Here is a 12,409-nt window from a genome sequence, read left to right as displayed (position 1 = left end):
CGCTCTGTCAGTAATCTGAATTGACGATCACCTCTTCACCAAACGCACCCGCTTGTGGCAAGGGTTTGTAGGTAGAGTTGGAGGCACGCAGAATGCGGATACCACGAGCGCCGACATCGCGTGCGGCGGTAATATCGTTATCGGAATCGCCATAAAAAATTCGGATATTTTTATCCTGCAGCCATTGCGATTTTGTATTTTGCCCTGGTTTATCACCCGCAAAGATCACCGGATTCATGTTGGTGGCAGGAATATGAAAATTATCCGCCAGCGTTTTTGAAACCGTTTCTGTTTTCGTCGGGCTACGACCAGTCACAAAGAAGATCGCGTCACCGCGGCGTACATGCATATCAATCAGCTGGCGAGCGACCTCTTTTGGAATGCTGAATTCATCCCAGCCATTGTTCATTTTTTCCCAGAACACAGGATTTTTCAGATAATCTTCGCTTTCTGGCGAGAAGGTTTTTTTGCCGCGCCAGAAGCCCGGACTGGAAAAAAGTACCGTGTCATCGATATCAAACCCCACCGCCATTGGCGGACGCCCTGCGAGGCTATTTTCAATTTGTGCGACCGAAACCCAATGAATTGGTGCCTGTTCAGCAAGCCTGGCAACGTTAGTACCAGGGTTAAGCGGCGAAGGAGATGAGGCCAGGGCAACAGCGGAACTGTTTAGAGCGAACAATAAGCAAACGGCACTGATTGCCTGTGTGATCTTGCGCATATTTTTCCCTAAATAGTCAGTATGTTGAAACTTTTTATTGTGAGATTTGTTGCAAAAACCATCTGACCATAACGCCAGCAGCAGGGGAAAGGAAGGATTATCTGCGGTTTTTGTGATGAAAAGCAGGATGATTATATTTAACCCAGTAAATACGTTCCTGTCGTTTTTTTGTAAAAAAATGTTTATTCCTCAATGAAGGATACATTAATTTTACGTTTATTATGATGAATCCTCTGCAAATGAGCGAAATTTGATAGAACATTTATCTGCTGTACGATTTAATGAACTTAATGATACAGCATTACAAAAACAATCGAAGTTTATAAAGATGATTTCTGGTTGACCAGAACCCTACCCTACAATGGTGACTAATTTTATTACTCTCGAAGGAGATGATGATATGAATATATCATATGTGAATAGCAACAAAATGACATCTTTACCTGTTGAGCTAGATGCACTAAATAATAAAGATATCTCTTATTCCAAAGATTTTTCTTATGCCAAAGATTTCTTTTTATATATAGAAACACAGTTAAAAATTGCAAAAGATTTTTGTAGACCTGGAGAAGAAGTATCAAGTTCTATTGCAAGTACAATTTTTCACGCTTTTATTGATTTAGTTAACAAAATCAGAGGCAAGAAAGATTGTATGTATATTTGCACGCTTTGCTGTTTTGCCGAGGAGGTTAAAGGTGATTATTCTCATTACAGGACCTTTTCATTTGATATTGGTAATCAATATAAGGTTAAACTTACACAAAGCGGAAAAAAAGAGTTCTCTTTAACATTAGAATTTAACGATACTATAATTGAATCTCAGAAAGTCACAGGCAATAAGGCAAAGCATATTCTTGAGGATATAGAAATATTCTATCGTAACAAACCCGATACTTATTATTAAATTTAATAATGGTTAGATGTGCAAAAATTATTACTCCACACGAAAAAACAGGGAAAGGAATTCCAGATAATTGGGATAAACTTAACAATAAAAGAACTGACAACCTTTTATTATCCCTCACGTAAAACGATGGCATCAAAAAAATCATCTATAAAGCAAGAGTGAAAGCGACGACAGTTTAATTTCACTGCAGGCTGGGTAGCTCCAGCCTGCTTTCCTGCATTACATCACCGCAGCAAACGCCTTTGCCACACGTTGTACATTTGCCGTATTTAACCCGGCGACACACATGCGCCCGCTGGTAATCAGGTAAACACCAAACTCCTCACGTAGTCGGTCAACCTGAGCGGCACTTAAACCGGTATAACTGAACATGCCGCGCTGATTAAGCAGATAATCGAAATTGCGTTCTGGCATCTCTGTGCTTAATACCTTCACCAGTTCCTGACGCATTGCCAAAATGCGAGTACGCATCTCTTCTACTTCCGCCAGCCAGCTGGCTTTCAATGCCTCGTCATTCAGCACCGCTGCCACCACCTGCGCACCAAAATTCGGCGGGCTGGAGTAGTTGCGGCGAACTGTTGCTTTCAATTGCCCCAGTACGCGGTCTGCAGCTTCGGCATCTTCACACAGAACAGAAAGTCCGCCGACGCGCTCGCCGTAAAGGGAGAAAATTTTCGAGAACGAATTGCTCACCAGAGCGGGTAATCCAGCGCTGGCAATGGCGCGAATGGCGTAGGCATCCTCTTCCATACCGGCACCAAATCCTTGATAGGCAATATCAAGAAATGGGATAAGCTCGCGAGCTTTGAGAATTTCAATCACCGCATCCCACTGGTTATTAGTGAGATCGGCACCCGTTGGGTTGTGGCAACATGGATGCAGCAACACAATACTGCGGGCAGGTAATGTTTTCAGCGTCGCCAACAGGTCATTAAAGCGCACGCCGTTAGTCGCTTCGTCATACCAGGGGTAAGTACTTACTTCGAATCCAGCCCCGGTGAATATTGCTACGTGGTTTTCCCAGGTAGGATCGCTGACCCAGACGCCTGATTCCGGGAAGTAGCGTTTCAGGAAATCTGCGCCCACTTTCAATGCCCCTGAGCCGCCAAGGGTTTGAATGGTTGCTACGCGCTGTTGTTGCAGTACCGGATGGTCCGCACCAAACAGCAGCGGCGCAATAGCATGGCGATAGCTGTTAAGCCCTTCCATCGGTAAATAAAGCGAAGCGCCATGAGGCTGCGCATTCAGGCGCGCTTCCGCATCCGCCACGGCTTTCAGTTGTGGAATAATTCCGTCTTCGTTGTAGTACAGACCGATACTTAAATTCACTTTGTCGCTGCGAGGGTCTTCTTTAAAACGCTCCATAAGCGTAAGAATCGGGTCGCCAGCGTAGGCGTCAACTTTTTGAAACACGCGATGGTTCTCCAGGTTTACGGGCAGGTGGTTAAAACACAATAAACCGGAAGTAGACGAAGATCGAGTGGATGTTCAGGGGCGAACGGCAATTAGCAACAGAGTGAGACTAATGATAAACGTACATCCGCCAGAGGCACGACCTTTATAAGAGCATGAAAGAATATCAACTTATTGAATTGGTAGGATTTTATTGGCCGGATAAGGCATTCACGCCGCATCCGGCACAGACAATCAAATATTACAGAACGATTAATCCACGTATTTCATCGCGACCCTTGAAGTCAGGCGCGTGATAAGTTCGTAAGCGCTCACTTTCGTCATTTCAGCGATACGTTCTACGGGCAAACCTTCGCCCCATAAAATGACCGGGTCCCCGGCTTTATCCTGCGCCTGTGGACCTAAGTCGACGCAGATCATATCCATCGCGACTCGCCCGACAATCGGCACTTCGCGACCGTTCACCAGCACTGGCGTACCGGACGGCGCGGCGCGCGGATAACCATCGCCATAACCCATCGCGACTACGCCCAGGCGCGTATCACGTTCGCTTACCCAGGTTCCACCATAACCGACAGGCTCTCCGGCTTTGTGCTCACGCACGGCAATCAGGCTGGAGGTTAGTGACATCACTGGCTGACAGCCAAAATCGGCACCGGTGGAACGATCTTCCAGCGGCGAGACGCCATAAAGAATGATGCCCGGGCGCACCCAGTCAAAATGCGACTGTGGCCACAGCAGAATGCCACCCGATGCGGCAATGGAACGTTGACCTGGTTTGCCTTCGCAAAAGGTATTAAAGATAGCGAGTTGTTTCTCGGTTGCGCCGCATTTTGGTTCATCCGCGCGCGCAAAATGGCTGACGATATTCACCGGCTGACGAACGTTTTTACACTGGGTCAGGCGATGATAAAACGCCTCAGCCTGTTCCGGCCTTACGCCCAGACGGTGCATACCGGTATCGAGTTTCATCCAGACGGTAACCGGCTCGTCCAGGCTGGCCTCTTCCAGCGCAGCCAGCTGTTCTTCGTTATGCACGGCGGTATGAAAATGTTGCGCAGAAATCGTCGGCAGATCTCTGGCATCAAAAAAGCCTTCGAGTAACAGTACAGGTTTGGTGATTCCCCCCGCACGCAGTCGCAGAGCTTCTTCGAGACGGGCTACGCCAAAGGCGTCAGCATCGGGGAGCGTTCGCGCGGTCTCAAGAAGACCGTGACCATAAGCGTTCGCTTTCACCACCGCAACCATTTTACTGGCAGGTGCCAGTTCACGAAGACGTTGCAGGTTGTGTCGCAGAGCGCGGCGGTTAATCACAACAGTTGCCGCTTGCATTTGTGTTCCTTGATAAGTGTTTGCTTTAATTACCTAATTCATAAAATAATTATTATTCGTCGTCGTACTGCGGCCCCGCATAGTTGTCGAAGCGCGACCATTGACCGTTAAAGGTCAGGCGTACCGTCCCGATTGGGCCGTTACGTTGTTTACCGATAATAATTTCCGCGATGCCTTTTAAATCACTGTTTTCGTGATACACCTCATCACGATAGATAAACATGATCAAGTCCGCATCCTGCTCGATAGAGCCAGATTCACGCAGGTCGGAGTTGACCGGGCGTTTGTCGGCACGTTGTTCCAGAGAACGGTTCAACTGGGACAGCGCCACCACCGGCACGTTCAGTTCTTTCGCCAGTGCTTTCAGCGAGCGGGAGATTTCTGCAATTTCCAGCGTACGGTTATCGGAAAGCGCCGGTACGCGCATCAGTTGCAGGTAGTCGATCATGATAAGCCCGATGCCGCCGTGTTCACGGGCAATACGGCGTGCGCGGGAACGCACTTCCGTTGGCGTCAGGCCGGAGGAGTCATCGATATAGATATTGCGTTTTTCGAGCAAAATACCCATGGTGCCGGAAATACGTGCCCAGTCTTCATCATCGAGCTGCCCGGTACGGATTTTAGTCTGGTCAACGCGCGACAGCGACGCCAAAGAACGCATCATAATCTGTTCTGATGGCATCTCCAGCGAGAAGATAAGTACTGGTTTATCCTGCAACATCGCCGCGTTTTCGACGAGGTTCATCGCAAATGTTGTTTTACCCATCGACGGACGCGCGGCGACGATGATCAAATCCGACGGCTGCAAGCCAGCGGTTTTTTTGTTGAGATCGTCATAACCGGTGTTTACCCCGGTAACGCCATCGTGTGGCTGCTGAAACAACTGCTCAATACGCGCCACCGTGGCGTCGAGCACATCGGCGATGTTCTTCGGCCCTTCGTCTTTGTTTGCACGACTTTCGGCAATTTTAAAGACGCGGGATTCAGCCAGGTCCAGCAGATCTTCGCTGGTACGCCCCTGCGGATCAAAACCGGCTTCGGCAATCTCATTCGCAACCGAAATCATCTCGCGAACAACGGCACGTTCACGCACGATGTCAGCATAAGCACTGATGTTCGCCGCACTTGGCGTATTTTTTGACAGCTCCGCCAGATAAGCGAAACCACCGACGCTATCAAGTTGCCCCTGGCGTTCCAGCGATTCCGCAAGGGTAATCAGATCGATAGGACTACCGCTTTCCTGCAAACGCGCCATTTCAGTAAAGATATGACGGTGTGGGCGGGTGTAAAAGTCGTCTGCCACCACCCGCTCGGCTACATCATCCCAGCGTTCGTTATCCAGCATTAAACCGCCCAACACCGACTGCTCCGCTTCGATCGAGTGCGGAGGCACTTTCAGCCCGGCAACTTGTGGATCGCGTTCGCGGGGTTCAGCCTGCTGTTTGTTGAAGGGTTTATTTCCTGCCATAGTGAATGGAGTTACCGAGATAAAGAATGGGTCGAAACTTTACCATATGAAGCAGACCCTGACGATACGTTCTGGAGGACACATGGCAACACGAATTGAATTTCACAAGCACGGTGGCCCGGAAGTACTTCAAGCCGTAGAGTTCACTCCTGCCGATCCGGCGGAGAATGAAATCCAGGTCGAAAATAAAGCCATCGGCATCAATTTTATCGACACGTATATCCGCAGCGGCCTTTACCCGCCGCCATCGCTACCCAGCGGATTAGGTACCGAAGCGGCAGGCATCGTGAGTAAAGTCGGCAGTGGTGTAAAGCATATTAAGGCAGGCGATCGTGTAGTCTATGCGCAGTCGGCGTTAGGCGCTTACAGCTCGGTGCATAACATTAATGCGGATAAAGCGGCGATTCTGCCTGCGGCAATTTCTTTTGAGCAAGCGGCGGCATCCTTCCTGAAAGGCTTAACGGTTTATTATCTGCTGCGCAAAACCTATGAAATTAAACCCGATGAGCAGTTCCTGTTCCACGCAGCGGCTGGCGGCGTTGGCTTAATTGCCTGCCAGTGGGCAAAAGCCCTGGGCGCGAAACTTATCGGCACCGTAGGAACCGCGCAAAAAGCGCAGAGCGCGCTAAAAGCCGGCGCGTGGCAGGTTATTAACTATCGTGAAGAGAATCTGGTCGAGCGATTGAAAGAGATCACCGCTGGTAAGAAAGTGCGCGTGGTGTACGATTCCGTGGGCAGAGACACCTGGGAACGGTCGCTGGATTGCCTGCAACGCCGCGGCTTAATGGTGAGTTTTGGCAACTCATCAGGTGCGGTTACCGGTGTGAACTTAGGCATTCTCAATCAGAAAGGCTCGTTGTATGTGACACGCCCTTCCCTGCAAGGCTATATCACCACGCGGGAGGAATTAACCGAGGCCAGTAATGAACTGTTCTCTTTGATTGCCAGCGGTGTGATTAAGGTCGATGTCGCCGAGCAGCAGAAATATCCGCTGAAGGATGCGCAGCGTGCGCATGAGATTCTGGAAAGCCGGGCGACGCAAGGTTCCAGCCTGTTGATTCCATAAAAGAAATAGGGCTTCCACCTGGGAAGCCCTTTCTTTTTATAGTTCGGCTGTATGTAGGGTACAGCACGATGAATCTGTTAGAGGCGCAATAGTGACAGATTTGATTATCAATTCCTATTTTGTTCTAAGGATAAAACCTTAGGTTGTGATCATCCGCACAATCCCTTAGTAACGCCAGCGGTCATAACGCTGATATTTCGGCACTTTTGGTGCTTTAATCGCCTTAATAACCCACACCATCGCAACCGCCAGTAGTAACCACGGCAGCAACTTAATCATCAATGCCAGCATACCGCCGAGGAACATAATGGCCGTCGCCACAACCAGCGCGGCGATAATGCCCAGCAACGAAACGCCGGTGACCATCAGCATGACAAAAAAGCCAATCACAAAAAGTAGTTCCAGCATGATGCTCTCCCAAATATGAAATCTCTTGCAGGCATTACAAGAATCATGCCAAAAATAATCTATTGATTTAACAGCAAAACGCCCCGCGACGGTGCGCAGGGCGTGGTGAATTTGACTACTTTTTGGTGAAAAGTTAACGCTTATCCGCCACCAGTTTGAGCGCGTGTTCCAGCACATTAATGTCTGCACCCGCTTTATGGGCATTTTCACTTAAATAACGCCGCCACTGCCGCGCGCCAGGAATACCCTGGAACAAGCCCAACATATGCCGGGTAATATGGCCAAGATACGTCCCCTGGCTGAGTTCACGCTCAATGTACGGATACATGGCGCGCACTACCGCCACCGGATCGGCATCGGTATCCGAGGAACCAAAGATCTCTCGGTCTACCGCCGCCAGAATACCCGGATTCTGATACGCTTCGCGCCCGACCATCACGCCATCCATATGTTGCAAATGCGCTTTAGCCTCTTCCAGCGACTTGATACCACCGTTAATCGACATTGTCAGATGCGGAAAGTCACGCTTCAGTTGATACACACGCGGATAATCGAGCGGCGGGATTTCACGGTTTTCTTTCGGGCTTAACCCCGAAAGCCAGGCTTTACGTGCGTGGATGATGAACATCTCACACTCGCCTTTGCCGGAAACGGTGTTGATGAAATCGCAGAGAAATTCATAGCTGTCCTGGTCGTCAATGCCAATACGCGTTTTCACCGTCACCGGAATCGACACCACATCGCGCATCGCTTTCACGCAGTCGGCAACCAGCTGCGCATTACCCATCAGACACGCCCCAAACATGCCGTTCTGCACCCGGTCAGACGGGCAGCCGACATTCAGGTTGATCTCATCATATCCGCGCGCTTCTGCCAGCTTTGCACACTGCGCCAGCGCCGCCGGATCGCTACCGCCGAGTTGCAACGCTACCGGATGTTCTTCTTCACTGTACGCCAGATAATCACCTTTACCGTGAATAATCGCCCCTGTGGTCACCATTTCGGTATACAGCAACGTATTGCGGGAAAGCAGACGCAAGAAATAGCGGCAATGTCTGTCCGTCCAGTCGAGCATTGGTGCAACGCTAAACCGACCACTCCAGTGAACGTCAGTTTTTTCAGGCATTGCGCTGGTTTGGTTGATTTTTTGCATTTCAGAATTACCGTGCATTTTCAAATGTAGAGATTATTTTATCGATATATCATTAAGTTATGTTATTCAGCATCACTGTTCAGGAGGCTCAATAGCGGGGTACTATACCATAACAACAGGAAGCGCCTGTCTCATTGCAAAAGAAAATTGAGATCCTCTCAAGGCATGAAGCTCTCACGAAGTGATGGAAATAATCTTATTAGCCGTTAGCTTTGTTAAGGCCAATGATAAACAATCCAGGTTCGACGATAAATAAAAATCACACATTAAACTACGGTGATATCTCTCCCTGCTAATAGCACTGATAGAGAAAAAAGAACCCAATCAATATTGGGTTCTTTTATGTAAAAACTTCCATGCTATAGGGAAAATTCACATTTTATTTTTCTAACTCAGTACCTAATAGGACATAAATGAACTTAATAATATCTTCGTTAATTAGATCGTTGTCATTTATATTTTTGTCATCCATATCTTTACCAATTATAATTGGCCCCGTTGAGTCCGGGTCAAATGATTGAATAAATTTAATTAACGTCTCACCTGCAGCCTGCATTTTTGTAATGTTTTTGATGTCTTCTTTTTCTTCTCCGGCCTGATTTTTCATCTCCTGCAGCATTACATTAAAATCCAATTCTTTTTTATCTATCAAGTCTTTCAGCTCCGCCAGGTTTTTTTTCATCACTTGACGAGATAATATTTTTATCTGACTTTTTATGTAGTTTTCACAATCATCATTAACTCTCTCTGCTGCTCCTATGATATCTGCTGATGCACTATCATATGAAAATGAAAGTAAAAGGGAGGCCAGGGGTTTTAAGCGAGTATCTTTCTTTACATTATATGCATTTTCCAAATTTAAAAAGCCTTCGCTTACTGTTTTTAGATGTAATGACGCTACAGGTGCTTTACAATAGGATTTATCATAAAATAGCTGAATCGTGGAAGGAAGGCCATTATGATTTATTACGTCGAAAGTACACTTGTCTATTAGAGTTACATCACTATTTTCCATTGGATTACAAACAAAATTCATCGCGTAATGAAAAATCGCCCGATCCACAAATGCAGAAATATAGTCACGATCACCTAATTGCTCATTAGTGCACTGATCAATACACTCCTCAACCCAATTTTTGAGAGCATCTATTCGCTTAATTAAGGAAACATTATTATCACTTGCAGTCCATAAATTATGGGTAATTCTCTGAATAAACAAATCTATTTTTGCAATAATCGCAGCGCGATTACTCATCGTTGCATAATCAACCGATTTATTATATATATCCTTTATTTTTTCTTTGCTCGCATCTTTAATTTCGTATTGATTTGAATGGAGTGTATTATTGAAGAATTCTGTTGCACTTGAAATTATACCTGACATGATATACGCACCTTTTTTGTCGTACCGTGTCCTCCTTATAAGTGTTTTGCCATATGGTCACTATCAAAAATCGCTCATAATTTCTGAAGTACAGGTATGCGATCAACCCCAGTTAAATAAATAGCGAGTTAACTTAAAGCAATTTATTTAAAAATGAAGTATTAATTATTATCGTGTTGATAATGGTACGACCAGGCAACACAACACCTTACGTACAAAACAGAAAATCAACATTACAGCAACAATAAGGGTTCTCGGTGTTTTTCCTGGAACATGGTAAAGTAAGGACATTCTTAACCCCCACTTTGAGGTGCCCGATGGAAAAGACCACAACGCAGGAGTTATTAGCGCAGGCTGAAAAAATCTGCGCGCAGCGTAATGTGCGCCTGACCCCACAGCGCCTGGAAGTGTTGCGCCTGATGAGTCTGCAGGATGGCGCTATCAGCGCTTATGATCTGCTTGATTTGCTGCGCGAAGCTGAACCGCAAGCCAAGCCGCCAACGGTTTATCGCGCGCTGGATTTTCTGCTTGAGCAAGGTTTTGTGCATAAGGTGGAATCCACCAACAGTTATGTGCTCTGTCATCTGTTCGACCAGCCCACCCATACGTCAGCCATGTTTATTTGCGATCGCTGCGGCGCAGTGAAAGAAGAATGTGCAGAAGGCGTGGAAGACATTATGCATACGCTGGCGGCAAAAATGGGGTTTGCCCTGCGGCATAATGTGATTGAAGCACATGGACTCTGTGCGGCATGCGTGGAAGTGGAGGCGTGTCGTCATCCTGAACAGTGCCAGCATGATCACTCTGTACAGGTGAAAAAGAAATCACGTTAAGAGGGCGTACATCCTTGTACACGTCGGGCAGGAGGGATTAATTACCAGCGGTAATCATGGCGTTTTTCCCAACTATCAACCTCTTTTTCTGCCTGATCTTTCTGATAACCGTAGCGTTCCTGGATTTTACCGACCAGTTGATCACGTTTACCTTCAATGATCGTCATATCATCATCGGTCAGTTTGCCCCATTGCTCTTTCACTTTACCTTTAAACTGTTTCCAGTTACCGCCGGCTTCATCTTTATTCATAATCAAGACCTCATCGTTAGGTTGTGAATGAGAGTACGTTCACTTTTCTTCTGAACGTGAGATTAAGTGTAGTCAGCAATTTGGCTTAGGATTATTTATTCAGAATTTTTAACCGTCACGTTGCGGCAAACCAGGTACCGTTGCGCCAGTGACGCCGCCAGATAGCCGCCAGAGAAAGCCCGCGTAACGCCAGAAAGACGGTTAATGCCAGCCACAAACCATGATTCCCCAGCCACGGCAGCGTAAGGAGCGTCAGCGCAAAACCTGCGGCGGCCACCGCCATACTGTTACGCATTTCGGCGGCGCGCGTTGCACCTATAAACATGCCGTCGAGCAGATAACACCAGACGCCGACCAACGGCAAAATCACCTGCCAGATAAGATAGCGGTCAGCCAGCTGCTGAATCTGGGTTAACGACGTCAGCAACGCAATGATGTGTTCCCCTGCCAGCAAATAAACCACCGAAAACAGTAACGCTACAATCCCCGACTGGCGGCACGCTGCCCGCCAGACATCCAGTAACTGGCTACCATCGCGCGCACCGTACGCCTGACCGGAATGCGCTTCAACCGCGTAGGCAAAACCATCCAGCGCATAGGCGGTAAAGGTGAGTAACGTCATCAGAACCGCGTTAACAGCGATAATGTCACTCCCCAGTCGCGCGCCAAGTACGGTGATCGCGCCGAAACAGAGTTGCAACAACAGCGAGCGCAGCATGATATCGCGGTTAAGCGCCAGCAAGTGACGGAAGTTTCCTCGCCAGGCAGTTTTCAGCATTTCGCCGGAGATTCCGCGTAGTTTGAGGATTTTACGCACCATTAGCAGACCAATCAGCAATGTTGCATATTCCGCAATAACCGTCGCCAGCGCCGCGCCCTGCACGTTCATATGCAGCCCCATCACCAGCCAGACATCCAGCACAATGTTGAGGATATTGCCGACCACTAACAAAATTACTGGCGCACGGGCATATTGCACACCGAGTAACCAACCAAGTAATACCAGATTCGCCAGCGACGCCGGTGCACTTAACCAGCGGATTTCAAGAAAGCGTCGCGCCTGTTCTAGCACCGCTTCGCTGCCGCCAACAATATGCAGCGCCAGATCGATAATCGGCGTACGCAGCAGCGCAATTAACGCCCCAGCCCCCAACGCCAACAGCAACGGTTGCACCAGCGCACGGGCTAATGCCTGAGGATTTTTGGCACCATAAGCCTGCGCAGTCAGCCCGGTGGTGCTCATGCGTAAAAACAGCAACAGCATAAAGAGAAAGCTGGTCGCCGTTGCACCAACCGCCACGCCGCCCAAATAAACCGGACTATCAAGATGACCAATTACCGCCGTATCGACCAGTCCCAGCAACGGAACGGTGATATTGGAGAAAATCATGGGTAAGGCGAGATGCCAGAGTGCTTTATCAGATGAAGTGAGGAATGCCATGCAGACAAGCCTGATGAAGAGAGATGAAAAAC

General features: G+C 47.9%; 11 protein-coding genes and 1 pseudogene. 3 read left to right on the top strand and 9 right to left on the bottom strand.

The features are described 5' to 3' along the window. Positions 1-7: 7 nt before the first annotated feature. On the bottom strand, positions 8-721 hold the full coding sequence (gene aphA / locus ACJHX7_RS20710) for an acid phosphatase AphA (RefSeq protein ID WP_094030492.1): 714 nt from the start codon (positions 719-721) through the stop codon (positions 8-10). Between the two features lie 400 nt (positions 722-1,121). Here aphA and ACJHX7_RS20705 point away from each other — a divergent pair. After that, positions 1,122-1,344: pseudogene (locus ACJHX7_RS20705) on the top strand (hypothetical protein). Positions 1,345-1,847: 503 nt separating this feature from the next. Here ACJHX7_RS20705 and tyrB read toward each other — a convergent pair. From tyrB to dnaB, 3 genes are all read right to left on the bottom strand, one after another. Further along, positions 1,848-3,041, bottom strand: coding sequence for an aromatic amino acid transaminase (gene tyrB, locus ACJHX7_RS20700; protein ID WP_000486954.1), 1,194 nt, complete (start codon positions 3,039-3,041; stop codon positions 1,848-1,850). Between the two features lie 252 nt (positions 3,042-3,293). Then, positions 3,294-4,373, bottom strand: a complete 1,080-nt coding sequence (gene alr, locus ACJHX7_RS20695) for an alanine racemase (RefSeq protein ID WP_001147328.1) — start codon at positions 4,371-4,373, stop codon at positions 3,294-3,296. A gap of 52 nt (positions 4,374-4,425) precedes the next feature. Next, a complete protein-coding gene (dnaB, locus tag ACJHX7_RS20690; RefSeq protein ID WP_000918363.1) occupies positions 4,426-5,841 on the bottom strand; it encodes a replicative DNA helicase in 1,416 nt (471 codons plus the stop codon). Between the two features lie 82 nt (positions 5,842-5,923). On the opposite strand from dnaB, the gene ACJHX7_RS20685 reads away from it, so the two are divergent. Beyond that, entirely contained in the window at positions 5,924-6,907 is a 984-nt protein-coding gene (locus tag ACJHX7_RS20685; protein ID WP_000235517.1) for a quinone oxidoreductase, read from the top strand. Between the two features lie 165 nt (positions 6,908-7,072). Here the strand turns inward: ACJHX7_RS20685 and pspG are convergent, their stop codons facing one another. From pspG to ACJHX7_RS20670, 3 genes are all read right to left on the bottom strand, one after another. Continuing rightward, positions 7,073-7,315, bottom strand: coding sequence for an envelope stress response protein PspG (gene pspG, locus ACJHX7_RS20680; RefSeq protein ID WP_000891407.1), 243 nt, complete (start codon positions 7,313-7,315; stop codon positions 7,073-7,075). A gap of 133 nt (positions 7,316-7,448) precedes the next feature. Beyond that, positions 7,449-8,486, bottom strand: coding sequence for a tRNA dihydrouridine(20/20a) synthase DusA (gene dusA / locus ACJHX7_RS20675; RefSeq protein ID WP_001298868.1), 1,038 nt, complete (start codon positions 8,484-8,486; stop codon positions 7,449-7,451). A 361-nt stretch (positions 8,487-8,847) separates the two neighbouring features. Beyond that, positions 8,848-9,852, bottom strand: a complete 1,005-nt coding sequence (locus ACJHX7_RS20670) for a DUF2713 family protein (RefSeq protein ID WP_000014228.1) — start codon at positions 9,850-9,852, stop codon at positions 8,848-8,850. A 317-nt stretch (positions 9,853-10,169) separates the two neighbouring features. Between ACJHX7_RS20670 and zur the strand changes: the two genes are divergently transcribed. Next, positions 10,170-10,685: a zinc uptake transcriptional repressor Zur gene (gene zur / locus ACJHX7_RS20665; RefSeq protein ID WP_000416263.1), complete on the top strand. Its 516-nt coding sequence runs from the start codon at positions 10,170-10,172 to the stop codon at positions 10,683-10,685. 41 nt (positions 10,686-10,726) lie between these two features. On the opposite strand, the gene ACJHX7_RS20660 is transcribed toward zur, so the two are convergent. Together ACJHX7_RS20660 and dinF are read right to left on the bottom strand one after the other, a co-directional pair. Further along, entirely contained in the window at positions 10,727-10,936 is a 210-nt protein-coding gene (locus ACJHX7_RS20660) for a CsbD family protein (RefSeq protein ID WP_001296638.1), read from the bottom strand. A 115-nt stretch (positions 10,937-11,051) separates the two neighbouring features. Further along, a complete protein-coding gene (gene dinF, locus ACJHX7_RS20655) occupies positions 11,052-12,377 on the bottom strand; it encodes an MATE family efflux transporter DinF (RefSeq protein WP_001562441.1) in 1,326 nt (441 codons plus the stop codon). Positions 12,378-12,409 lie beyond the last annotated feature (32 nt).

This window comes from Escherichia sp. WS1451 (assembly GCF_046487365.1).
GTDB lineage: Bacteria > Pseudomonadota > Gammaproteobacteria > Enterobacterales > Enterobacteriaceae > Escherichia > Escherichia coli.
This window is presented reverse-complemented; position numbering and strand designations above follow the sequence as displayed.